15 protein-coding genes are annotated in these 25283 nt (G+C 68.6%); 8 read left to right on the plus strand and 7 right to left on the minus strand.

Features of this window, described 5'->3' with window-relative positions:
* Positions 1-214: 214 nt before the first annotated feature.
* Both gltB and FHS55_RS13895 read left to right on the plus strand, forming a co-directional pair.
* Positions 215-4942, plus strand: coding sequence for a glutamate synthase large subunit (gene gltB / locus FHS55_RS13890; protein ID WP_183190375.1), 4728 nt, complete (start codon positions 215-217; stop codon positions 4940-4942).
* Positions 4943-5103: 161 nt separating this feature from the next.
* Positions 5104-6528, plus strand: coding sequence for a glutamate synthase subunit beta (locus tag FHS55_RS13895; RefSeq protein WP_183190376.1), 1425 nt, complete (start codon positions 5104-5106; stop codon positions 6526-6528).
* A gap of 191 nt (positions 6529-6719) precedes the next feature.
* Here the strand turns inward: FHS55_RS13895 and FHS55_RS13900 are convergent, their stop codons facing one another.
* Complete coding sequence (locus FHS55_RS13900; protein ID WP_183190377.1) at positions 6720-8237, minus strand: SGNH/GDSL hydrolase family protein; 1518 nt, start codon at positions 8235-8237, stop codon at positions 6720-6722.
* Between the two features lie 96 nt (positions 8238-8333).
* Entirely contained in the window at positions 8334-9773 is a 1440-nt protein-coding gene (locus FHS55_RS13905; RefSeq protein ID WP_183190378.1) for a lytic murein transglycosylase, read from the minus strand.
* A gap of 317 nt (positions 9774-10090) precedes the next feature.
* Between FHS55_RS13905 and galU the strand changes: the two genes are divergently transcribed.
* Positions 10091-10981, plus strand: coding sequence for a UTP--glucose-1-phosphate uridylyltransferase GalU (gene galU, locus FHS55_RS13910; RefSeq protein ID WP_183190379.1), 891 nt, complete (start codon positions 10091-10093; stop codon positions 10979-10981).
* A 76-nt stretch (positions 10982-11057) separates the two neighbouring features.
* Here the strand turns inward: galU and FHS55_RS13915 are convergent, their stop codons facing one another.
* The 4 genes from FHS55_RS13915 to ubiG form a co-directional block, all read right to left on the minus strand.
* On the minus strand, positions 11058-11471 hold the full coding sequence (locus tag FHS55_RS13915) for a DUF2267 domain-containing protein (RefSeq protein WP_246340176.1): 414 nt from the start codon (positions 11469-11471) through the stop codon (positions 11058-11060).
* A 97-nt stretch (positions 11472-11568) separates the two neighbouring features.
* On the minus strand, positions 11569-14187 hold the full coding sequence (clpB, locus tag FHS55_RS13920) for an ATP-dependent chaperone ClpB (RefSeq protein ID WP_183190380.1): 2619 nt from the start codon (positions 14185-14187) through the stop codon (positions 11569-11571).
* 173 nt (positions 14188-14360) lie between these two features.
* On the minus strand, positions 14361-15614 hold the full coding sequence (locus tag FHS55_RS13925) for an MFS transporter (RefSeq protein WP_246340152.1): 1254 nt from the start codon (positions 15612-15614) through the stop codon (positions 14361-14363).
* Between the two features lie 75 nt (positions 15615-15689).
* Positions 15690-16433: a bifunctional 2-polyprenyl-6-hydroxyphenol methylase/3-demethylubiquinol 3-O-methyltransferase UbiG gene (ubiG, locus tag FHS55_RS13930; protein ID WP_183190382.1), complete on the minus strand. Its 744-nt coding sequence runs from the start codon at positions 16431-16433 to the stop codon at positions 15690-15692.
* 179 nt (positions 16434-16612) lie between these two features.
* Here ubiG and FHS55_RS13935 point away from each other — a divergent pair, with 179 nt between their 5' ends.
* The 5 genes from FHS55_RS13935 to FHS55_RS13955 all read left to right on the plus strand — a co-directional run bounded on the left by FHS55_RS13935 (position 16613) and on the right by FHS55_RS13955 (position 24156).
* The gene (locus tag FHS55_RS13935) at positions 16613-17863 is read left to right on the plus strand and encodes an aspartate kinase (protein WP_183190383.1); all 1251 of its coding nucleotides are present in this window, start codon (positions 16613-16615) and stop codon (positions 17861-17863) included.
* Positions 17864-18050: 187 nt separating this feature from the next.
* Positions 18051-20318, plus strand: coding sequence for a phosphoenolpyruvate--protein phosphotransferase (ptsP, locus tag FHS55_RS13940; RefSeq protein ID WP_183190384.1), 2268 nt, complete (start codon positions 18051-18053; stop codon positions 20316-20318).
* 10 nt (positions 20319-20328) lie between these two features.
* The gene (gene prfA, locus FHS55_RS13945; protein ID WP_183190385.1) at positions 20329-21426 is read left to right on the plus strand and encodes a peptide chain release factor 1; all 1098 of its coding nucleotides are present in this window, start codon (positions 20329-20331) and stop codon (positions 21424-21426) included.
* A gap of 13 nt (positions 21427-21439) precedes the next feature.
* Positions 21440-22288 (plus strand): peptide chain release factor N(5)-glutamine methyltransferase, encoded by an 849-nt coding sequence (gene prmC / locus FHS55_RS13950; protein ID WP_425485820.1) that lies wholly within the window; start codon positions 21440-21442, stop codon positions 22286-22288.
* Between the two features lie 611 nt (positions 22289-22899).
* Positions 22900-24156, plus strand: a complete 1257-nt coding sequence (locus FHS55_RS13955) for a DUF4167 domain-containing protein (protein WP_246340153.1) — start codon at positions 22900-22902, stop codon at positions 24154-24156.
* Between the two features lie 124 nt (positions 24157-24280).
* Here FHS55_RS13955 and FHS55_RS13960 read toward each other — a convergent pair whose 3' ends face one another.
* Positions 24281-25138 carry an MOSC domain-containing protein gene (locus tag FHS55_RS13960; RefSeq protein ID WP_183190387.1) on the minus strand — a complete coding sequence of 286 codons (858 nt, stop codon included), beginning with the start codon at positions 25136-25138 and terminating at the stop codon, positions 24281-24283.
* Positions 25139-25283 lie beyond the last annotated feature (145 nt).

The following is a 25283-nucleotide window of genomic DNA, read 5'->3' on the forward strand; positions in this document are numbered from 1 at the left end:
GTGCCGCTTGTCGGCACGCGTCAATTCTGGCATCTTCGCGATTGATAGGGAAGCGATGCTGTCCTATAATCGCGACAGGCCGAAGCCGGGCACCGCCATGGCACGGCCGATGCAGATCTGAAACGACGACCGCGTGCATCTTCGTGCAGCAAAGCTCTGCGAAGCTGGGCAAGGTCCGGGACGCCGATGGACAGACCCGAAGGGAGATACGGGGATGAGTGAGGAATTTGGCGGCACTGCCGCGCGCATGATCGGCGAGGCTGCGGTTCGTCCGGCCACGACGGATCGCGCCGCCAAAACCATTACCCATCTCGATCCGGGCCTGCCGCGCGCGCAGGGGCTCTATGACCCGCGCAACGAGAAGGATTCCTGCGGCGTCGGCTTCATCGCCGACATCAAGGGCCGCAAGTCGCACGCCATCGTGCAGGACGGGCTGAAGATCCTGCTGAATCTGGAGCATCGCGGCGCGGTGGGTGCCGACCCGCGCGCCGGCGACGGCGCCGGCATGCTGGTGCAGATCCCGCACAAGTTCTTCGCCAAGGAAGCGGCCAAGCTCGGCTTCGTGCTGCCCGAGCCGGGCAAGTACGCGGTTGGCCACGTCTTCCTGCCGCGTGACGCGGAAGGCCAGCAGATCGTGCGCGAGACCTTCGAGCGCGTGGTCGCGGCCGAGGGGCAGGTTCTGCTCGGCTGGCGCGACGTGCCGACCGACAACACCTCGCTCGGCCACACCGTGCTGCCGACCGAGCCCCGGCATGTGCAGGTGTTCGTCGCCCCCGGCGAGGGCAGCGTGGATGAGGCGGCGTTCGAGCGCCGCCTGTTCATCCTGCGCAAGGTGGTGTCGAACGCGGTCTATGCCGCCAAGGACCCGCGCACGGCGGGCTATTATGTCGTGTCGCTGTCCTGCCGTACCCTCGTCTACAAGGGCATGTTCAACGCCGACCAGCTCGGCGCCTATTATGCCGACCTGCACGACGAGGATTTCGAGAGCGCGGTGGCCCTGGTGCACCAGCGTTTCTCGACCAACACCTTCCCCGCCTGGTCGCTCGCCCATCCCTACCGGATGGTGGCGCATAACGGCGAGATCAACACGCTGCGCGGCAACGTGAACTGGATGGCGGCCCGCCAGGCTTCCGTCGACTCAGAGCTGTTCGGCAACGACATCTCCAAGCTCTGGCCGATCTCCTATGAGGGCCAGTCGGACACCGCCTGTTTCGACAACGCGCTCGAATTCCTCGTGCAGGGCGGCTACGAGCTGCCGCACGCGGCGATGATGCTGGTGCCCGAAGCCTGGGCCGGCAACCCGCTGATGGACGAGGAGCGCCGCGCCTTCTACGAATACCATGCCGCCATGATGGAGCCGTGGGACGGGCCGGCCGCCATCGTCGCAACCGACGGGCGCCAGATCGTCGCCATGCTCGACCGCAACGGCCTGCGGCCGGCGCGCTACATGGTGACGACCGACGACAGGATCGTGCTCGCCTCGGAAATGGGCGTGCTCACCTTCCCCGAGGACGAGATCATCACCAAGTGGCGCCTGCAGCCGGGCCGGATGCTGCTGGTCGACCTTGAGGAAGGCCGCCTTGTCCCGGACGAGGAGGTGAAGACCGCGCTCGCCCAGGCTCACCCCTACAAGGAATGGCTCAAGCGTACCCAGCTGGTGCTGGAAGACCTGCGCGCGGTGGAGGCGCGAGAAGTCCGCACCGACGTGTCGCTGCTCGATCGCCAGCAGGCCTTCGGCTACACGCAGGAAGACCTCAAGCTCTTGATGGCGCCGATGGCGACCACCGGGCAGGAGGCGGTCGGCTCCATGGGCACCGACACGCCCATCTCGCCGCTGTCGAAGAAGTCGAAGTCGCTGTTCACCTATTTCAAGCAGAACTTCGCGCAGGTGACGAACCCGCCGATCGACCCGATCCGCGAGGAGCTGGTGATGAGCCTCGTCTCCTTCATCGGGCCGCGGCCGAACATCTTCGATCTGGAAGGCAATTCGCGCCGCAAGCGGCTCGAGGTGCGCCAGCCCATCCTCACCAATGCCGACCTGGAGAAGATCCGCTCCATCGGCTTCATGGAGGAGCGCTTCGACACCCGCACGCTGGACATCACCTACCCCTCCGACAAGGGCGCGGCGGGCATGGGCGATGCCGTGGAGCGGCTGTGCGAGCGCGCCGAGGCGGCGGTGCATGGCGGCTACAACATCATCATCCTGTCCGACCGCCTCACCGGGCCGGACCGCATCCCGATTCCCTCGCTGCTGGCCACCGCGGCGGTGCACCATCACCTAATCCGCAAGGGCCTGCGCACCTCCGTTGGCCTTGTGGTGGAGACCGGCGAGGCGCGCGAGGTGCATCACTTCGCCTGCCTGGCCGGCTATGGCGCGGAAGCGATCAACCCCTATCTCGCCTTCGAGACGATGATCGACATGCGCGTCGACATCCCCGAGGAGGTCGACGAGTACGAGATCGTCAAGCGCTACATCAAGTCGATCGACAAGGGCCTGCTCAAGGTCATGTCCAAGATGGGCATTTCGACCTACCAGTCCTATTGCGGCGCGCAGATCTTCGATGCGGTGGGCCTGAACAGCGAGCTGATCGCGAAGTATTTCTTCGGCACCGCGTCCTCCATCGGCGGCATCGGCCTCAATGAGATCGCCGAGGAAACCGCGATGCGCCACCGCGACGCCTTCGGCGACGCGCCGGTGTACCGCACCTCGCTGGATGTCGGCGGCGACTACGCCTTCCGCCTGCGCGGCGAGGAGCATGCCTGGGACCCCGAGACGGTCGCGGTGCTGCAGCACGCCGTGCGCGGCAACGCGCAGGACAAGTATCGCCACTTCGCCAAGCTGGTGAACGAGGCTGGCCACAAGACCCTCAACATTCGCTCGCTGTTCCGCGTCCGCCACGCGGAGGAACTCGGCCGCCCCGCCATCGCGCTGGACGAGGTCGAGCCGGCGGTGGACATCGTCAAGCGCTTCGTCACCGGCGCCATGTCGTTCGGCTCCATCTCGCGCGAGGCGCACACCACGCTCGCCATCGCGATGAACCGCATCGGCGGCAAGTCGAACACCGGCGAGGGCGGTGAGGAAGCGACCCGCTTCAAGCCGCTGCCGAACGGCGACAGCATGCGCTCGGCGATCAAGCAGGTGGCCTCCGGCCGCTTCGGCGTGACGGCCGACTATCTCGTCAATGCCGACATGATCCAGATCAAGATGGCGCAGGGTGCCAAGCCCGGCGAAGGCGGCCAGCTGCCCGGCCACAAGGTGGATGCGGTCATCGCCAAGGTGCGCCACTCCACCCCGGGCGTCGGCCTCATCTCGCCGCCGCCGCACCATGACATCTACTCGATCGAGGATCTGGCGCAGCTGATCTTCGACCTGAAGAACGTGAACCCTGAGGCCGACATCTCGGTGAAGCTGGTCTCCGAGGTCGGGGTCGGCACGGTCGCGGCCGGCGTCGCCAAGGCGCGCGCCGACCACATCACCGTCTCCGGCTTCGAGGGCGGCACGGGCGCCTCCCCGCTCACCGCCATCAAGCATGCGGGTTCGCCCTGGGAGATCGGCCTCGCCGAGGCACACCAGACGCTGGTGCTGAACGGCCTGCGCGGGCGCATCGCGCTGCAGGTGGACGGGGGCCTGCGTACCGGGCGCGACGTGGTCATCGGCGCGCTGCTGGGGGCGGACGACTTCGCCTTCTCGACCGCGCCGCTCATCGCGGCCGGCTGCATCATGATGCGCAAGTGCCACCTCAACACCTGCCCCGTGGGCGTCGCCACGCAGGATCCGGTGCTGCGCAAGCGCTTCAAGGGCACGCCCGAGCACGTCATCAACTACTTCTTCTTCGTCGCCGAAGAGGTGCGCGAGCTGATGGCGCAGATGGGCGTGGCCAGCTTCAACGAGCTGATCGGCCGCTCCGAATGGCTCGACAAGCGTGTGGCCATCGAGCACTGGAAGGCCAACGGGCTGGACTTCTCGCGCATCTTCGCCAAGCCGGAGGTCGGCCCGGAGGTCGCCATCCGCCACACCGAGCGGCAGAACCACCCGATCCAGCACGTGCTGGACCGCACCCTCATCCACCAGGCCATGCCGGCGCTGGAGAGCGGGGAGAAGGTGGTGCTTCACACCCCGATCAAGAGCATCAACCGCTCGGTCGGCGCCATGCTCTCGGGCGAGGTGGCCAAGCGCTATGGCGATGCCGGCCTGCCGGACGACACGATCGACATTCATCTGACCGGCACCGCCGGCCAGGCCTTCGGCGCCTTCCTCGCCGGCGGCGTGTCGATGACGCTGGTGGGCGAGGCCAACGACTATGTCGGCAAGGGCCTGTCGGGCGGGCGCATCGTGGTGCGCCCGGCGGACAACGCCATCATCGTGCCGGAGAACTCGATCATCGTCGGCAATACCGTGCTTTACGGCGCGACGTCGGGCGAGGCCTATTTCCGCGGCGTCGGCGGCGAGCGCTTCGCGGTGCGCAACTCGGGCGCCATCGCGGTGGTCGAAGGCACGGGCGACCATGGCTGCGAGTACATGACCGGCGGCGTGGTCGTCGTCATCGGCCAGACCGGGCGCAATTTCGCGGCCGGCATGTCCGGCGGCGTGGCCTATGTGCTGGACGAGGATGGCACCTTCAAGAAGCGGTGCAACCTCTCCATGGTCGACCTCGAGCCGGTCGAGGAAGAGGAAGACCTCCTGGAGCGCCTGCATCACCATGGCGGCGACCTGGAGTTCAAGGGCCGCATCGACATCATGGCGGACATGGGCCACCATGACGAGGAGCGCCTGCACCAGCTCATCGCCAAGCACCTGCACTATACCGGCTCGAAGCGGGCGCAGACCATTCTCGACAACTGGACCGAATATCGCGGCAAGTTCGTCAAGGTCATGCCGGTCGAGTACCAGCGGGCACTGCGCGACATGGAGAAGATGCGCGGCCTGCAGGCGGCCGAATAGGCCGCCGCCTCGCCCGCGCGGGGTTCGACGCGGGACGGCCCGGAGGGGCCGTTGGCGCGGCCGTGTGCCGCGCCGTCATTTCCCAACTGGCATGATTGATGTATCTGCACCGGGGGCTGGAACGCCTCCAAGGTGGCGGTGCTCCGCGAATAGAGGGCGCAATGGGTAAGGTTACGGGCTTTCTCGAGATCGATCGGCGCGAGGCGAAGTATCAGCCGGCGTCCGACCGCATTCGCCATTTCCGCGAGTTCACCCTGCCGCTGCCCGATTCCGAGGTCGTCAACCAGGCCTCGCGCTGCATGGATTGCGGCGTTCCGTTCTGCCACGGGCCCAATGGCTGCCCGATCCACAACCAGATCCCGGACTGGAACGACCTCGTCTATAACGGCAACTGGGAAGAAGCCGCGCGCAACCTCCATTCCACCAATAATTTCCCCGAATTCACCGGCCGCATCTGCCCCGCGCCCTGCGAGGAAGCCTGCACGCTGAATCTCGAGGACGTGCCCGTCACCATCAAGACGGTGGAGCAGGCCATTGCCGACAAGGCGTGGAAGGCCGGCTGGATCAAGCCCGAGCCGAACCCGCACAAGACGGGCAAGAAGGTCGCCGTGGTCGGCTCCGGCCCGGCCGGCATGGCGGCCGCCCAGCAGCTCGCCCGCGCCGGGCACGAGGTGCATGTCTATGAGCGCGAGCCCAAGGCCGGCGGCCTGCTGCGCTACGGCATTCCCGACTTCAAGATGGAAAAGCACTATATCGACCGCCGCGTCGCACAGATGGAAGGCGAGGGCGTGACCTTCCACTACGGCGCCAATATCGGCGTGACCGTGCCGCTCGACGAGTTGCTGGCCAGCCACGACGCCGTGCTGATGTGCGGCGGCTCGGAGGCCCCGCGCGACCCCGGCCTGCCCGGGCACGAGCTGGAAGGCGTGCACTATGCCATGCCCTATCTGGTGCAGCAGAACCGCCGCGTCGGGCGCGAAAAGGAGGGCGACGAGCAGCCTATCCTTGCCGCCGGCAAGCATGTCGTGGTGATCGGCGGCGGCGACACCGCCTCCGATTGCGTCGGCACCGCCTTCCGCCAGGGCGCGCTCTCCGTGCACCAGCTCGACATCCGCCCGGTGCCGCCGATCAAGGAAGACAAGCTGGCGGTGTGGCCCTACTGGCCGACCAAGTTCCGCACCTCCACCAGCCAGGCGGAAGGCGCCGAGCGCGAATTCGCCGCCGCCACCCTGTCCATCGAGGGCAAGAAGGGCCGTGTCACCTCGGTGAAATGCGCCCGCGTCGATGCCAAGCGCCAGCCGATTCCCGGCACCGAGTTCCACATCAAGGCCGACCTGATCTTCATCGCCCTCGGCTTCGTGCACCCGCTGCATGAGGGCATGCTGGAGCAGGACGGCCTGTCGCTGGACAAGCGCGGCAATGTCGCGGCCACGGACAACGACTACGCCACCAGCGTGCCGAAGCTGTTCGCCGCCGGCGATATGCGCCGCGGTCAGTCGCTGGTCGTGTGGGCGATCCGCGAGGGCCGGCAGGCCGCGCAGTCGATCGACATGTTCCTGATGGGCGCCTCGGTCCTGCCGCGCTGAGCCGTCCAGCCGTCCGCGCCTCGACCACCGCGCATTCTCACGGCGCCCTACGGGGCGCCATTTGCTTGGTGGCCTGATGGCCCTACGGAGCGCCGGTTGCCTGTGAGCCTGATGGCCCTATGGGGCGCCGGTTGCCTGTGAGCCTGATGGCCCTACGGGGCGCCATTTGCCTGTTGGCCTGATCGCCCGGATCAGGGCGCCACAGCCGTGCTGCCCGAGGCGGGCGTGCCGGGCGCGGCGATGGCCGGCACCGGGCCGGACGGCAGCGGCGCGTCGGCCGGCATGGGCCCGACCAGCGGCGCGCTGGTCGCCGCCGGTTGCCCGGCCGGCCAGCGAAAATCATCCGTCCTCCCCGTGACCGGAGGCAGCGCCGCGCCGCTGACCAGCACGCGGGCCGGCTCGGGCGTCGCCTCGGCAACACCCTCCGGCCCCGCCGGCGTCACCACCGGAGTGGCGGCAGCCCCCCCGGCCGCCAGAGGCGCCGCCCCCGGTGCGCCTGCCAGCGTACGCGCCCCGCTCACCGCCCCGCCCGTAAGCAGGATGATCGACGGGCGGGCATCGGCGGGATTGGCCGCAGCCGCCGGCGGCTCGCCCGGCCGGGCGAGCAGATCGTCGAGCTCGCGATCGACGAAGAAGGCCAGCTTGCGCCCGCCGGCCCGCGTGAAGCCGAGCCCGTCGGAGCTGCGCAGACGCCGGCGCTGACCATCAACCGCCGGTCCCGACATCATGAACTTGCCATTCTCATCGACGAAGCCGTCGGTCACGTCCACGAAGATCAGCCCGGCGCGCTCCACATGCTCCTTGAGCAGCACGTTGAACTGCGTGCGGCGCTGGTTGGCTGCGTCGTCCTCCACAGGCGGCAGGCCGACCACGACGACAGGGCGTCCCGCGAGCTTGAGACCGAGCAGCACGTCGTCGAGGCGGCGGCCATAGATCTCGCGCCAGCGCTCGTCCAGCGGCTCGGCGCGCCCGGCAGGATCCTCGATCGGCACCAGATCATTGGCACCGGCGAACAGCACGGTCACATTGGCCTGCTCGCCGCCGGGTAACTGGCGGGCGGCACTCCGCCAGTCGAAGGCGCTGCCCGGCCCGAGGCCCGAGCCCGCCTCGCTCTTGCCGACCACCACCACGCCCTCGCGGTCGGCGGCGAAGGCATCGGCCAGCCCCTGCGCCAGCGACGCGGCATAGTCGTCGCCAAGCACCAGCACGATCTCGGACACTTTCGCATCGACGCGCGCGGCGGCCGCATTGTCATAGACCGCGCCGCGCGGCTCGGCCGGTGGCGCGATCACCGGCGCGCGGGCGACCGGCGGCGCGGGCGCCGCGTCGCGCGGCACGCGCGGGGCCTCCGCGCGCGGCGGGCTGTCGCCTCGGAACAGGTCAAGGAGCGGCTGAAACGGCGACCAACTGCGCGGCTCGGCCGGCGGCGCCTGGCGGGCCTGCGGGCGCTGCTGCGGCTGAACCTGGCGCGAGGGCTGCTGCTGGCGCGTCGGCGGCGGCTGTTGCTGCCGGGTGGGTTGCTGGCGCTGCTGCGACGGGGCGGGACGCGTGGCCGGCTGACCCACATCGCCCGGCGGGCGGAACCAGTCGCTCTGCGCCCGCGCCGGAGGGCTCGCGGCCGACAGCAGGGAACTCAGCAGCGCGCCGGCGAGGAGCGTCCTGAACGCCTGCCGGATCCCTCGCCCCTGCCCGAAGCCGCATGCACGCATGAACTGCCCTTGCCTGACGTCACCCGCCGGTCCCGTGAACCATTATAGCGGTTCTTTCAAGACCCGCATCGCGGACCCGGGATCGGGACGGGGCGCTCAGGTGCCGTTGCGCAGCGAAGCGAGCACCTCGTCGGAGGCAAGCCCATCGGGCACCAGACCAGCGCTGACCTGATATTCGCGCACCGCGTCACGGGTCTTCTGGCCGAGCGCGCCATCATGGGTGCCGACATCATAGCCGCGCGAGGCCAGCCGCTGCTGCAGTTCCGTGCGCTCCAGCCGCGAGAGCGCCCGCGCATCCTCCGGCCAGGGCTGCACGAAGGGCCCGCCGCCGCGAATGCGATCCGCCAGATGCCCGATCGCCAGCGCATAGGCATCGGCCGGGTTGTAGGAGAGGATCGCCTTGAAATTGTCGGTCATCAGAAAGGCTGGCCCCTTGGCGCCCGCCGGGAGCAGCAGGAAGGCCATCTCGTCGCCGCCGGGCATCGGTCGCCCATCCGGGCGCCGCACGCCCAGCGCCCACCATTCGCGCATCGGCTTCTTCAGCTTCTTGTCGGCCAGCAGATAATTGAAGCCGCGCGGCAGATCCACCTCATAGCCCCAGCTGCGCCCCGCCACCCAGCCGCCGCGCTTGAGCTTTGCGGCGGTCGACCCCATCGCATCGGCGACCGAATCGACCACGTTGCGATGCCCGTCGCCGTCGAAGTCCACCGCGTCGCGCTGGAAGGCGGTGGGCATGAACTGGGTGAGCCCGAAGGCACCCGCCCACGAGCCGCGCAGGTGGCTCTCGGGAATGTCGCCCTTGTCGAGAATGCGCAGCGCGGCGACGAACTCGTCGCGGAAATAGGGCTGCCGCCGGCCGACGCAGGCCAGCGTGCCCGTGGCCTGCAGCACGGGATAGGACCCGCGCGCGCTGCCGTAATTGGTCTCGATGCCCCAGATGGCGGCGACGACATAGGGGTCGACGCCATAGGTGCGGCCCACCGCCTCGAACACGGCAGCATTCTGCGCCATGGCTTCGCGACCGCGGGTGATGCGGGTTTCCGAGACCAGCATGGTCACGTAGTCGCCCGTGGTGCGGGTGAATTCGGGCTGCGTCTGCAGCTTGTCCATGATGCCCATGTCGGGCTTCAGCCCGGCCGTGTAGCGGCGGAATCCGGCCGGGGAGACGCCCTGCGCCCGCGCCATCGGCTCCAGCGAGGCGATGCAGCGGTCGAAATTCGCTTCGGCACGCGCCAGCGCCTGGGGGGTCATTTCCGGATGGGTCGACGCCGCCGCCGGTGCAGCCGCGCGGGCGGGCGCGGCCGGACGGGGCGACGGAGCATTGGCAACCGCGGCGGCGCGCATGGGGGAAGGCGAAGCGAGCGCTCCCGTCACCTCGTCGGGCGAAGCGCAGCCGGCGAGGCCCAGACATAGCAGCACCGCCCCCGCGAGCTTCGGCCCGGCAAGCTTCGGTCCCGCGAATCCGTCGGCGGGCTGGCGGCCGCGTACGAATGTCGCCGATGCCGGGATCCCGGATGCCGCTGTGCCTTTCGTCATGACGCCTACCCTTACGCAAACCGCAGGGCGGGATTAGGAACCCCTCAAGGTTTCATCGATCTTAACGGCGCGGCGATTCGCGCGCGAACATGCCCCTGCGGCAGGCGGCATCCCCTCCCCTGCGCCGCAGCCCGACGACGCCAGCGTGCCACGCATGGCAGGGATGGCGGTATCGCGGGGTGCAAACGGCATCTTCGTCACAATGCGTTTACCGAGCCTGTGTGAAACGCGGGGGTAAGGCGTTAAGTTGAACACAGGCAGGCTCCTGCCATCCCGTCACCGGTGTCTTAGGCTCCCCAAGGCAGTTTCCCCGTCATATGGCTAAAAAGATCCGCAAGGCGATCCTCCCCGTTGCCGGTCTCGGCACGCGCTTCCTGCCCGCCACCAAGGCGGTGCCCAAGGAAATGCTGACCGTGGTCGACCGACCCGTCGTCCAGCATGTGGTGGACGAGGCCCGCGCCGCCGGCATCGAGCATTTCGTGTTCGTGACCGGGCGCAACAAGGGCGTCATCGAAGACCATTTCGACCGCCAGTACGAACTCGAGGCAACACTGTCCGAGCGCGGCAAGCATCAGCTGCTCGACACGTTGCGCGAGGAGACGCTCGGCCCCGGCAAGACCAGCTTCACCCGCCAGCAGCTGCCGCTCGGCCTCGGCCATGCGGTGTGGTGCGCGCGCGACATCATCGGCAACGAGCCCTTCGCCCTGCTGCTGCCGGACATGCTGCACAAGCCGCGCAACGGGCGCGGCTGCCTCGCGCAGATGGTGGAGGCCTACGAGCACACCGGCGGCGGCAACCACATCGCCGTCTACGAGGTGCCGCCGGAGCAGACCGACCAGTACGGCATCGTCGGGCTCGGCGACGAGGTCACCGAGGGCGTGCACAAGATCGGCCGCATGGTCGAGAAGCCGAAGAAGGAGGTCGCCCCCTCCAACCTCGCCATTTCCGGCCGCTACATCCTGCAGCCGGAGATCTTCGACCTGCTCGCCACGCAGGAGCGCGGCGCCGGTGGCGAGATCCAGCTGACCGATTCCATGCTCAAACTGGCCAAGAAGCAGGATTTCTACAGCGTCACCTTCGACGGCGCGATCTATGACTGCGGCTCGAAGCTCGGCTTCCTCACGGCCAACGTCGCCTATGCGCTGGCCCGCCCCGACATTGCCGAAACCTTCCTGCCCGAACTGCAGGCGCTGCTCTCGCGCAGCTGAGGCGGAACCTCGTCCCGGCCGGTACGGCGACAGCCACGATCGGCCGGGGCGATCCGAAAATACCGGCGCGCTCCCCTCACGGCCTCCAGTAATCCGCGGCACCCTCGGGCAATGTCGCCAGCAGCCGGTCGAAGGTATCGCCGTCGATATGCCGGCGGAGCGCCCTCGCCACGTCGGCCAGGCAGGTGTCGGGCGCGAAATTGTGGTGCTGGCGCAGGGCCTGGACCTCGCGCGTCATCGCCACCCGATCGGAAAAGGGCAGGACCGGCGCCAGCGGGTCCCAGTCCGCCACGAAGATCGCCCGCAGCACCGGCGGCAAGACACCGGCGAAGCGGATCGCCTCGGCCAGGGTGAGCCGGCGCCGGAAGACCCGCAGCACGCCCTCGACCATCGTGTAGGTCTGGTTGCGGGTCGTCAGGCCCGCCTCATCGCGCGCCGCCGCGAGAAATCGCTCGAACTCCTCGCTGGCATGCTGAAGCTCCATCGGCATCGGCACGTAAGGTTCTCCCTCACCACGCAAAAGAAAGGCCCTCCCGCGGGAGGGCCTTCCACATCTGTCAGCGCGACGCCGCGCCCGTGCCGAGCGGTCAGGCCGCTTCGTCCACCGCACCGGGATGGGCGTCGAACAGCAATTCGCCCGCCCCGCGCTCCACCCGCACGACATCGCCGTCCTTCACCGTGCCCGCGAGGATGCGGCCGGCCAGCGGGTCCTGCAGCAGCTTCTGGATCACCCGCTTCAGCGGGCGCGCGCCATAGGCCGGGTCGTAGCCCTTCTCGGCGAGGAAGTCCCGCGCCTCGGGGGTGATCTCCAGCGCGATCTTGCGCTCCTCCAGGAGCTTGTCGAGCCGCTTGACCTGGATATCGACGATCGCGCCCATCTGGTCGCGCCGCAGGCGGTGGAACAGCACGATCTCGTCGACGCGGTTGAGGAATTCCGGGCGGAAGTGGCCGCGCACCACCGCCATCACCTCCTCGCGCACGCCTTCCGAATCCTCGCCGTCCTTCTGGTTGACCAGATATTCGGCGCCGAGATTCGAGGTCATGATGATCAGCGTGTTGCGGAAATCGACCGTCCGGCCCTGCCCGTCCGTCAAGCGCCCGTCGTCGAGCACCTGCAGAAGGACGTTGAACACGTCCGGGTGCGCCTTCTCCACCTCGTCGAACAGCACGACCTGGTAGGGCCGCCGCCGCACCGCCTCGGTGAGTGCCCCGCCTTCCTCATAGCCGACATAGCCGGGAGGCGCGCCGATCAGCCGGGCCACGGAGTGCTTCTCCATGTATTCCGACATGTCGATGCGCACGAGCGCGGTATCGTCGTCGAACAGGAAGGACGCCAGCGCCTTGGTCAGCTCGGTCTTGCCGACGCCCGTGGGGCCGAGGAAGATGAACGAGCCGATCGGCCGGTTGGGGTCCTGCAGGCCCGCCCGCGCGCGGCGCACCGCGGTCGAGACGGCCTCCACGGCCTCCTTCTGGCCCACCACGCGGGAGGACAGCACTTCCTCCATGCGCAAGAGCTTCTCCTTCTCGCCGGTCAGCATCTTGTCGACCGGCACACCGGTCCAGCGCGAGACGACGCCGGCAATGTGATCGGGCGTCACCGCCTCCTCCATCATGGAGCCGGACGCCACCTCGGCGGCGAGGTCCTTTTCCTCGATGGCGGCGAGCTTCTTCTCCAGCGCCGGAATGGTGCCGTAGGCGATCTCGCCGGCCTTCTGGTACTCGCCGTTGCGCTGGGCGATGGCGAGGTCCGCGCGCGCCTTTTCCAGATCGCTCTTGATCTTCTGCGCGTCGCCGAGCTTCTCCTTCTCCGCCTTCCAGCGCGAGGTGAGCGAGGAGGACTGCTCCTCCAGATTGGCGAGTTCCTTCTCCAGCTTCTTCAGCCGGTCCTTCGAGCCCGCATCGGTTTCCTTCTTCAGCGCCTCCTGCTCGATGCGCAGGCGCACGATCTCGCGATCGATGCTGTCCAGCTCCTCGGGCTTGGAATCCACCTGCATGCGCAGGCGCGAGGCCGCCTCGTCGATCAGGTCGATCGCCTTGTCGGGCAGGAAACGGTCGGTGATGTAGCGGTTGGACAGCGTCGCCGCCGCCACCAGCGCACTGTCGGTGATGCGCACGCCGTGGTGAAGCTCGTACTTCTCCTTGATGCCGCGCAGGATGGACACCGTGTCCTCCACCGACGGCTCGTTGACGAAGACGGGCTGGAAGCGACGGGCGAGCGCGGCGTCCTTCTCGATATATTTGCGGTACTCATCCAGCGTGGTGGCGCCGACGCAGTGCAGTTCGCCACGCGCCAGCGCCGGCTTCAGGAGGTTGGAGGCGTCCATCGCCCCCTCGGTCTTGCCGGCACCGACCAGCGTGTGCAGCTCGTCGATGAACAGGATGATGCCGCCCTCGGCCGCCTGCACTTCCGAGAGCACGGATTTCAGCCGCTCCTCGAACTCGCCGCGATATTTCGCGCCGGCGATGAGCGAGCCCATGTCGAGCGACAGAAGGCTCTTGTCCTTCAGGCTCTCGGGCACGTCGCCATCGACGATGCGCAGCGCGAGGCCCTCGACGATGGCGGTCTTGCCGACGCCGGGCTCGCCGATGAGGACGGGATTGTTCTTGGTGCGGCGCGACAGAACCTGGATGGTGCGGCGGATTTCCTCGTCGCGACCGATCACCGGGTCAAGCTTGCCCTCGCGCGCCGCCTCGGTGAGGTCGCGAGCATATTTCTTCAGCGCGTCATAGGCATTCTCGGCGGTGGCGCTGTCCGCAGTCCGGCCCTTGCGCAGCGCCTCGATGGCGGTGTTGATCTTCTGCGGGCTGGCTCCCGTCTTGGCGAGGATCTTGCCGGCCTCGCTGTCCTTCTCCAGCGCGAGCGCCAGCAGCAGCCGCTCGACGGTGACATAGCCGTCGCCCGCCTTCTTCGCCGCCTGCTCGGCCGCGTCGAACACGCGCGCCGTAGCCGGGGCCAGATAGACCTGCCCGGCGCCCGAACCCTGCACCTTGGGCAGCTTCTTCAGCGCCGCTTCGGTATCCGCGAGCACGATGCGCGGATCGCCACCGGCGCGCTGGATCAGCCCGGCGCACAGGCCTTCCGGGTCATCGAGCAGCACTTTGAGCAGGTGCTCGGGGGTGAATTGCTGGTTGCCTTCGCGCAGCGCAAGCGACTGGGCGGACTGCACGAATCCCCGCGCGCGCTCGGTATAGATCTCGAAATTCATGGTTCTCGCCTCCTGCCCCACGTCCGCCCTGTTGAGGCACGGACGCTCTTCCGGGATGACGGCGCCCGTATCCCGGCCGCCGCGGCGGACCCCGATCCGGCGATCCGCTCAAGCTCATGTAGTGTGGCGAAACGGCAACGGAAGAGCCTTGATCCGGGTCAAGCGGCGAATTTTCAGCCGGGCACGGCGCCGGGCGGCACGGCCGGGCGCGCGGCGGCCTCGCCACCCGGCGCCCCGCCCGCGAGATAGGCGGCCGCCGCCACCAGCGCCACCCCGCCCAGCGTCAAGAAGGCCGCGGGATAGCCGGCATATTGCGCGACGAAACCGGCCAGCGTGGTGGACAGCGCGGCGCCCACACCCTGCGCGGTCATCACCACGCCAAGCCCGACATTGAACCGCCCCGACCCCTGCAGGATGCGGGCGACGATGCCGGGCGTGGCGACGCCGAGCAGGCCGGCCCCGACACCGTCCAGCATCTGCACCGGAAACAGCGCGATGGAGAGGTCCCACTGCGCCGCCGCCGCCGCGATCATGCCGCGCAGCGGCAGCGCCGCCAGCGCCATCAACAGCACCAGCCGATAGCCGCGCGAACGGGCGAGATGGGAGGCGATGAGCGCCATCGGGATCATGGTCGCCTGCGCCACGACGACGGTGAGGGCCGTCAGCGCCGAGGGATCTCCCGCCCCGCGCGCCACCATCCCCTGCCCGAACAGCGGCAGCATGGCGCCATTGCCGAGATGGAACAGCGCCATGGTAAGCGCCACCGTCAGCAGCCGCTTGTCGGACAGCAGCGTGCGCCACCCCTCTGCCTTGCCTTCCGTCTTGTCGCCCGCCGTCGCCGGCGAGGACATGCCCCGCGCCGCCTCGTGATCGATATCGCCCGGCCGGATCGCCAGCACCGAGAGAATCGAGCCGACCGCCATCGCCGCCATCAGCGCGAACACCGCCGGCAGGCCGAGCCACCAGCCGAACAGGCCGGCGAGCACCGCCGCGAGGATGTTGCCCGCGTGGTTGAACGCCTCGTTGCGGCCGAGTTGCCGATCGAATCCCCCCGCCCCGACAAGGCCGAGCGTGATGCCGGCCACCGCCGGGCCGAGCGCGGCGGCGGCGATGCCGTTGACGGCCTGCGCCACCGTCACCACGCCGAAACTCGGCGCCAGCAGGATGGCCATGGACGCGGCGATCACCACCGCCGAGCCGACCACGATGATGGTCCGCTTGGCCCGGCTCGAATCGACCAGAGCCCCCATCGGGATGGTCGCCACCATGCCGGCGAGACCGCCAAGGGTCATCACCAGCCCGATCTCGCCCGGCGTCCACTGCTTCTGCTGCAGGAACACCCCGAGAAACGGCCCGAGCCCGTCGCGGACATCGGAAAGGAACAGGTTGAGCGAGGCGAGAGCGGCAAGCGAGGAAACGGCGGCCATGCGGTGCATTCCGGTATGAGAGTCTCGCCGCGTCATCGCCGGGCGCGTGCCGGCGCCTCTCGCCAGAGACCCGAATCAGGCCGGCCGCTCGGCCAGCATCAGGTAGTTGACCGCCGTGTCGCTCGAGCGACGCCACTGGTCCGCCAGCGGATTGAACACCACGCCCTCGCGGTCGATCACGCGCAGGCCACCGGCCTCCAGCGCCTGCGCCAGCTCGTCCGGGGTGACGAAGCGATTCCAGTCATGCGTGCCCCTGGGCAGCCAGCCGAGCACATATTCGGCTCCGACAATGGCCAGCGCGAAGGATCGTTTGGTGCGGTTCAGCGTCGCGGCGAACAGCAGGCCGCCCGGCTTCACCAGCTCGCTCGCGCGGGCGAGGAACAGGCCGACATCGGCCACATGCTCCACCACTTCCATGGCCAGCACCACGTCGAAACGCTCACCCGCATCGGCGAGGTCCTCGGCTGTGACGGCGCGGTAATCGACGGGAACGCCGCTTTCCTGTGCATGCAGGGAGGCGACGCCGATATTGCGCTCGGCCGGATCGATGCCCACGACCTCGGCGCCCATCCGCGCCAGCGGCTCGCTCAGCAGGCCGCCGCCGCAGCCGATATCGAGCAGGCGCAGCCCTTCCAGCGGGCGCATCTGCCGCGAATCACGGCCGAAATGCTGGGTGATCTTCTCGCGGAGATAGCCGAGCCGCACCGGATTGAACTTGTGCAGCACCCCCATCTTGCCGCGCGGGTTCCACCATTCGGCGGCGAGCGCGGCAAAACGCTCCACTTCGCGGGGATCGACAGTGGTTGCGGTCTCGGACATCGACACTCTCTCGGCACAGGACGCTTCAGGCGGAGCGGGCCGTGGCCCGAACCGTTCCAACCTCGCGGCCGGGCCGTTGCGGGCGGGACGCGAGGTGGATATGTATACGCGCCTTTTCGGCCGGGGGCCCATCTCTCCGGCTCGACCCCGACAAAAGAACACGAATACGGTTTCCCAGAATGGCACGTCTTGTGATGAAGTTCGGCGGCACATCGGTCGCCAACATTGACCGCATTCGCAATGTGGCGCGCCATGTGAAACGGGAGATCGAGGCCGGCCACGAGGTCGCCGTCGTGGTCTCCGCCATGGCGGGCAAGACCAACGAGCTGGTCGGCTGGGTGCGCGAGACCGCCGTGCTGCACGACGCCCGCGAATATGACGCCATCGTCGCCTCGGGCGAGCAGGTGACATCCGGCCTGCTGGCCATCGCTCTGCAGGAAATGGGCATCCCCGCCCGCTCCTGGCAGGGCTGGCAGCTGCCGATCTCCACCGACGACGCGCATGGCTCGGCCCGCATCCTCTCGGTGAGCGGCGACGAGATCGTGAAGCGCTTCAAGGAAGGCGAAGTCGCGGTCATTGCCGGCTTCCAGGGCATCAACCTCGCCACCGGCCGCCTCACCACGCTGGGGCGCGGCGGCTCGGATACCAGCGCGGTGGCGGTCGCCGCCGGCATCAAGGCCGACCGCTGCGACATCTATACCGACGTCGACGGCGTCTATACGACCGACCCGCGCATCGTCCCCAAGGCGAAGCGGCTCGACAAGATCGCCTTCGAGGAAATGCTGGAAATGGCCTCGCTCGGGGCCAAGGTGCTGCAGGTGCGCTCGGTCGAGCTCGCCATGGTGCACAAGGTGCGCACCTTCGTGCGCTCCAGCTTCACAGACCCGGACGCGCCGGAACTGAAGACCGCCGGCGACCCGCCCGGAACCCTGATTTGCGACGAGGAGGAAATCGTGGAGAGTGAAGTCGTCACCGGCATCGCCTTCGCGCGGGATGAAGCTCAGGTCAGCATCCGCCGCGTGCCGGACAAGCCCGGCATCGCCGCCAGCGTGTTCGTGCCGCTCGCGGAAGCCAACATCAATGTCGACATGATCGTGCAGAACATTTCGGCCGAGGGCTTCACCGACATCACCTTCACCGTGCCGACGGCGGATTTCGAGCGCGCCAAGGCCGCGCTCGCCGCCGCGCATGGCGAAATCGGCTTCGAGACCATCGTCGGCGCCACCGATGTGGTGAAAATCTCGATCATCGGCATCGGCATGCGCAGCCACGCGGGCGTCGCCGCCCGCGCCTTCAAGGCGCTGTCGGAACGCGGCATCAACATCCGCGCGATCTCCACCTCCGAGATCAAGATCTCGGTGCTGATCGATGCGGCTTATACCGAGCTTGCCGTTCGCACGCTGCATTCTGTATACGGGCTCGACGCCTGAGCCGGAGCATGTCCCGACCGGATGGAATCATCCGGTCGACGAGGACGTGCTCACGTTTTTGAGTCAGGAGCATTTTGTCCGCGCGGATGGTTCCATCCGGGCGACAAGGGCTCCAGCAGGGCACGGCATGAGTCGCGCCCCTTGACGGATCGTCCGGGTTGCAGCGCCCGGAAACCGAGGACTGCCCATGCGTGGCGCACTCGGCGGCCCGCGCGTATTGTTGCGGCGTCTCCGCGAGGTCATGGCGGAGCCCGTCAGCGCGCAGGACCGCCTCGACAAGATCGTGGTGCTGATCGCGGCCAACATGGTGGCCGAGGTCTGCTCGGTTTATGTGCTGCGCGTCGACGGCACGCTTGAACTCTACGCCACCGAGGGCCTGAACCGCACCGCCGTGCATCTCACGGTGATGCGTATCGACGAGGGCCTCGTCGGCACGGTCGCCCGCGAAGCGGAGCCGATCAGCCTCTCCAACGCGCAGGCCCACCCCGCCTTCTCCTACCGGCCGGAGACAGGCGAGGAGATCTACCATTCCTTCCTCGGCGTGCCGATCCTGCGCGCGGGCAACACGCTCGGCGTGCTGGTGGTGCAGAACCGCGCCCACCGCTCCTATACCGAGGAGGAAATCGAGGCGCTGCAGACCACCGCCATGGTGCTGGCCGAGATCATCGCCTCGGGCGAACTCACCGCCATGGCGCTGCCCGGCGCCGAACCGGCCGCGCGCCGGCCGCTGCACCTGTCCGGGCTCGCCCTCTCGGAGGGCATCGGCCTCGGCCATGTCGTGCTGCACGAGCCGCGCATCGAGGTGACCAAGGTCATCGCCGACGACCTGCCGGCCGAGCTGGCCCGGCTCGACCACGCAGTCGACACGCTGCGCGCCTCCATCGACATCATGCTGGAGGACGAGGGCGTCGCCCGCGTCGGCGAGCATCGCGACATTCTCGAGACCTACCGCATGTTCGCGCATGATCGCGGCTGGATCGGCCGCATGCGCGAGGCGGTGCTCACCGGCCTCACCGCCGAGGGCGCGGTGGAGCGCGTGCAGTCGGACACCCGAGCGCGCATGCTGCGCATGACCGACCCGTATTTGCGCGAGCGCATGCATGATCTCGACGATCTGGCGAATCGCCTGCTGCGCCAGCTCACCGGGCGCGCCGGCGGGCCGGACACGCTGCGGCTGCCGGAAAACGCCATCATCGTCGCCCGCAACATGAGCCCCGCGGCGCTGCTGGACTATGACCGCACCCGCATTCGCGGCCTGGTGCTGGAGGAAGGCGCGGCGACGAGCCACCTCACCATCGTCGCTCGCGCGCTCGGCATCGCCGCGGTCGGCCATGTCGAGAACATTGTCGGGCTGGTCGATTCGGGCGATGCGATCATCGTCGACGGCGTCTCCGGCGAGGTGCAGGTGCGCCCGCCCGCCGATGTCGAGACGGCCTATGTCGAGAAGGTGCGGTTCCGCGCCAAGCGGCTCGAACAATATGCCGCTCTGCGCGACCTGCCGACCCGCACCCGCGACGGGGTGGAGATCGAACTGCATCTCAATGCCGGCCTGCTGGTCGACCTGCCGCATATCGACGAGACCGGCGCCACCGGCATCGGCCTGTTCCGCACCGAACTGCAATTCATGATCGCCTCCGCCTTCCCGCGCACCAACGAGCAGCTCAAGCTGTATCGCTCGGTGCTGGACGCGGCCGGCGACCGGCCCGTGGTGTTCCGCACCCTCGATATCGGCGGCGACAAGGTGCTGCCCTATATGCGGGCCATCGAGGAGGAGAACCCGGCGCTCGGCTGGCGGGCGATCCGCCTCGGGCTGGACCGGCCGGGCCTGCTGCGCAGCCAGATCCGCGCGCTTCTGAAGGCGGCGGCGGGGCGCGAGCTGCGGCTCATCTTCCCCATGGTGTCGGCGGTGGAGGAATTCGACCGCGCCCGCCACATCGTCGAGCGCGAATTGACCCATCTGCGCCGCCATGGCCACGCGCTGCCCGAGCGCGCGCTGATCGGCGTGATGCTGGAAGTGCCGGCGCTGCTGTTCCAGCTGGACCAGTTGTTCGAGCGCATCGACTTCGCCTCGGTCGGCTCCAACGACCTCGTGCAGTTCCTCTATGCCGCGGACCGGGGAAATCCGCGCGTCGCCGACCGGTTCGACCCGCTCGGCCCCGCCTCGCTGCGCGCGCTGAAGCTGATCGCCGACAAGGCGATGGCCCATGGCAAGCCGGTGACGCTGTGCGGCGAGCTGGCCTCCAAGCCGCTGGAGGCGCTGGCGCTGGTGGCGATCGGGTATCGCAAGCTCTCGCTCTCCCCGGCCTCTTACGGCCCGGTCAAGGCCATGCTGCTGGAACTCGACCTCGGCGCGCTGGCCGCGGCGATCACGCCGCTGCTGGAATCGGGAACCGAGCTCTCGACCCTGCGGCCCCAGCTCAAGGCCTTCGCCGAGAAAGCCGGCCTGCCGCTGTGAGGACCCACCCGTGACGGCCCTTCCCGACGCCCGGCTCGACCAGCTCCTCGCGCGCCACGCCGAGATCGAGCACGCTTTGTCCGCCAGCCCGGATGCGGACACCTATGTCCGCCTGTCGCGGGAATTCTCCGACCTCGGCCCGCTGATCGACAGCGTGAAGGCGCTGCGCGCCACCCAGCGCGAGCTGAAGGATGCCCGCGCGCTGGCGGACGATCCCGCGAGCGACCGGGAGATGGCGGCCCTCGCGCAGGAGGAGGCGGCCGAGCTCGACGCGCGCCTCGAGACCCTCGCCCTCGCCGTGCGCCTCGCCTTGCTGCCCAAGGACGCGATGGACGAGCGCGGCGTCATCGTCGAGGTGCGCGCCGGCACCGGCGGCGACGAGGCGGCGCTGTTCGCCGGCGACCTGTTCCGCATGTATGAGCGTTTCGCGGCGCTCAACGGCTGGTCGGTCGAAGTGCTCTCCACCACCGAGGGCACCGCCGGCGGCTTCAAGGAAATCGTCGCCGCGCTGCATGGCAACGGCGCCTATGCCAAGCTGAAATTCGAATCCGGCGTGCACCGGGTGCAGCGCGTGCCGGAAACGGAAGGTTCGGGGCGCATCCATACCTCCGCCGCCACGGTCGCGGTGCTGCCGGAGGTCGAGGATGTCGACATCGCCATCAACGAGGCGGATCTGCGCATCGACGTGTTCCGCGCCTCCGGCGCCGGCGGCCAGCACGTCAACAAGACCGAGAGCGCGGTGCGCATCACTCATCTGCCCACCGGTACCGTCGTCGCGGTGCAGGACGAGCGCTCGCAGCACAAGAACAAGGCGCGCGCCATGGGCATGCTGCGTGCGCGCCTCTACGAGGCCGAGCGCGAGAAGCGCGACAGCGCCCGTGCCAGCGCGCGCAAGCTGCAGGTGGGCTCGGGTGACCGCTCGGAGCGCATCCGCACCTATAATTTCCCGCAGGGCCGCGTCACCGACCACCGGATCGGGCTGACACTGCACAAGCTGCCGGAAATCCTCGCCGGCGATGCGCTGGGCGAACTGGTGGACGCGCTCACCACGGAATATCAGGCCGCGCTGCTGGCCGAGGCCGAGAGCAGCGGCTGGGGCGAGCGGTGAGGAGGGTGCGGTGATCCGCCGCAGCGACCTCCTTGCCAGCCTCGCCCGGTGCTTCGCGGAGGCCGGCCTGGAGGCGCCCGAGCGCGAGGCGCGTGCGCTGCTGCGCGCCGCTCTTGGTCTCTCCGACCTCGATCTCATCGTGCGCGGCACCGAAGAGGTGGCGGAGCGAGATGCGGCCCGCCTCACCGCCCTCGCGCAGCGCCGCGCCGCCGGCGAACCGTTCGCCCGGCTCATCGGCCGGCGGGAGTTCTGGAGCCTCGATTTCGCGCTCACGCCCGAGACGCTGGTGCCACGGCCCGAGACCGAGACGCTGGTGGAGGCGACGCTCGCGCTGTTCCCCGATCGCGCCGCGCCGTTGCGGATCCTCGATCTCGGCACCGGCAGCGGCGCCCTGCTGGCGGCGCTGCTGTCGGAATATGCCAACGCCCACGGCCTCGCCGTCGACCGTTCCGAGGGCGCGGCGCGCGCGGCGCGCGACAATCTCGTGCGGCTCGGCCTCATCGCCCGCGCGCAGGTGATGGTGGGCGACTGGGCGCAGGCGATCGCCGCGCGCTTTGATCTCGTGGTCTCCAATCCGCCTTATATCGCCGCCACGGATATTGCCGGGCTCGAGGTCGAGGTGCGCGACCACGATCCGCGTCTCGCGCTCGACGGCGGCCCGGATGGGCTCGACGCCTACCGCGCCATCGCGCGCGTCCTGCCCCGCCTGCTGGCAACGGGCGGGCGCGCCGTGCTGGAACTGGGCATCGGGCAGGAGCACGAGGTAGCCCTTCTGCTGGCGGACGCAGGCCTGCCGGCGGACGGCGCGGCGCGGCGCGATCTGGCCGGAATTGCCCGCGCTCTGGTGACGGTTCCAGCTTGAATTTCGCCGCGGCAGTGCAAAAAAGCGCTTGGAACAAGGGTTCGAACCGACTAGTGTTTGTCATAGGAATCGACCCGAGACATTATCCGCACATGGCGAACAGGCTTGTGATTGCTCCTTGGAGTGATCGTGACTGGCGCTAGCGGCGAGCACCTGAAGAAGGTGCAGTGCGTGTCTCGTGCGGGCGAATGCTTCACGGTTTTGTCGGTGCGGCCTCGGTTGCACGATGAAGCATGGGAAGGGCAGATGCGCAGGGAAGCGCACGCCTGATTCCGGTCGGGTCCTTTCGACCGGAATCGTTCGCGGCAGGTTTTGCCAGCCGCGGCGCATCCGGAGGATGCACTCCCATGGAATGAGGTCCAACGGTCGGGAGGCGACCTGCGGCACATGCTGGAAACCGGGCCTTCTTTCGCCCTGTTCCGGCCTGAGCCGGGTGTTTGCCGATCGAGGGCTGACTTTCCGACGCTCCCTCCCAAGGCTCCGGCCGGAATGGAAGGGCGACGGACAACCAAGGCGATTGACACGCCTGTAGCCGGTCCGGGATGTCCCCACCGGCGGCGTATGGGCATCAGAGATCCATTTCGATGCGAAATAATAACCAGCAGAAGCGTATGCGTGGCCGCAACAACGGCAACGGCAACGGTAACCGGCGCAGCCAGAACCCGCTTACGCGCGTCTACGAGTCGAACGGCCCGGACGTGAAGGTGCGCGGCACCGCTCAGCATATCGTTGAGAAGTACCAGCAGCTCACGCGGGATGCGCAGGCCTCCGGCGATCCGGTCGCTGCGGAAAACTATCTGCAGCATGCCGAGCACTATTACCGCATCATCCTCGCCGCGCAGGCCCAGTTCGGGGTTCAGGCGCAGCCCTTCATCCGGTCCGACGAGGATGACGAGGACGAGGAATTCGAGGAGGGTGGCACCGAGGGGCAGCCGAGCTTCCAGGGCCGCGAGCCGCAGCCCAATCGCGAAGGCGGCTATCGGGACAACGGTCCGCGCGACAATGGTCCGCGTGAAGGTGGACAGCGCGAGGGTGGAAACCGCGACGGCCAGCCGCGCGACTTCTATCGCGACCGCGACGGCCAGAATCGGCGCGACAACCGCGATCGGAATCAGGACCGTAGTCAGGATCGCAACCAGGACCGCGGACAGGATCGCGGTCAGGATCGGAACCAGGACCGCGGCGGTCAGGATCGCGGCGCTCCCGAGCGGGTGCAGGACCGCGCACCTCGCGAGGAGCGGGGCGAGTATCGCGAGGCCCGTGAAGGACGTGAGCCGCGCGAGGGGCGCGAGAACCGCTGGCAGCGCGACAATAACCGTTCCTTCCGCGAGCCGCGGGAATCCCGTGAGCCGCGCGAGGGGCGCGAGGCGGCCGAGACCGGCTATCGTGATCCCGCCCAGCAGCCGCAGCCCCGGCTCGGCCCCGAGGTCGAGGGTGAGATCGGCCTTCCCGCCTTCATCACGCAGAGCAGCGCCGCCCCGGTGAGCCCCACCGCAACCCCGGCCCCGCGCGTCGACACCGCCCGGGCCGAGGCGCCCAAGGCAGAGGCACCGAAGCCTGAATCGCCGAAGGCTGAGGCCCCCAGGGTGGAAGCCACGAAGGTGCAGGCTCCGGCCGCCCCGATGTCGCCCCCGGCATCCGAAGCGCCCGCCGAGCCGACCCCCGCGCCGAAAGCCCCGCGTAGCCGCAGCCGCGCCGCCGCTACCTCCGCCGCTGTGGAAGCCGCCTCTGTTCCAACCGTGGAAGCGACCGCGGGAGACGAGGGCGAAGCCCGCGCCCCGCGCGCGCGTCGCCGCCGCTATCGCCGCGCCGAGACCGAAGGGGAAGCCGGCTCCGATGCTCCCGAGCCGGCCGAGGCGGGCGAGTGAGCCCGCCCCTCCCCTGCGGGAGGCACGCCTGACGGGCGGGCGGAACATGTGAAACGAGAAAGGCCCGGCAATGCCGGGCCTTTTCATTTTTCGGGGTCATCATCCGGGTCGCGTGCGGCCCGTGTCAGAGCTCGATGCGCACCGGGTCGCCCTCGGCGATCAGGCCGCTCTGCAGTACCTCGGCGAAAATGCCGCAATCGGTATGCCCGAAGCTGCGCATCAGCGTGGCTGGCACGTCCATGTCCCGCTTGGCGCTGACCGGATCGACATTGGTCGCCGCACAGCGGAAAATGCGCTGCGTCACCTTCAGCTTCACATGATTGCCGATCTCGATGGTCTGGCCGACCAGGTCGAACTCCTCCCACGGCTCCATGCCGTCGAGATAGAGATTGGCGCGGAACCGCAGCGGATCGACCGGCTGCCCGATGATGTCACCCAGTGCCCGGCAACTCGCGAGATTGATCAGCGAGATGAAGCCTTCCGTCGTGTCGACGAAACGGAACCCCGCCGGCGCCGCCAGCACCTTGGGCGCGCCGCGCAGCTCGTAGCGGAAATGGCGCTGGAAGAAGAGCTCGATCGCCGCCCGCCCCTCCTCCGTGCCCAGATTGCCGCGCGCGACCTCCGCCCCCTCGTGGTGGATGACCAGTTCGGCGGTCGCGTCGTCATAATGCGCATCCAGCGCGGCGAGCCGCTCGTTGCGCATCAGCATGAGAAACTTGATCTTCGGCTGGAAGCCCGGCGTCTCGGCGCTGAAGCCGGACGGCCCGTTCTCGATGGCGAAAAGCCGGTCGCCGGGGAAATAGTGTCCCGCCTCAAGATCCACCACCTCCATCCGCTCGGGCGTCAGGCCCTTGACGGGATAGCGGAAGATCTGGGCGATGGTGGCAAACGTGACCGGACCGGCCAGAACCGCCTCCGTGGAGGACGGGCCCTCGGCCAGGGCGTCGTCGAAAGTCTCGCCGTTCTCGGTCGATTCGCTCATCAGGATCACCATATAGGGTTCGCCCCGCTCCGTCAGCGGGGAGATAGGGCTGCCGCAAGGTCGACGCCGCGTATTGTACGCGATTGTCGATCTGGGGCGGGCAATGTCGTGGACGCGGGTTTTTGTAGCACGCGTATTGGGCGTG

Source organism: Ancylobacter tetraedralis (assembly GCF_014195655.1).
Classification (GTDB): domain Bacteria; phylum Pseudomonadota; class Alphaproteobacteria; order Rhizobiales; family Xanthobacteraceae; genus Ancylobacter; species Ancylobacter tetraedralis.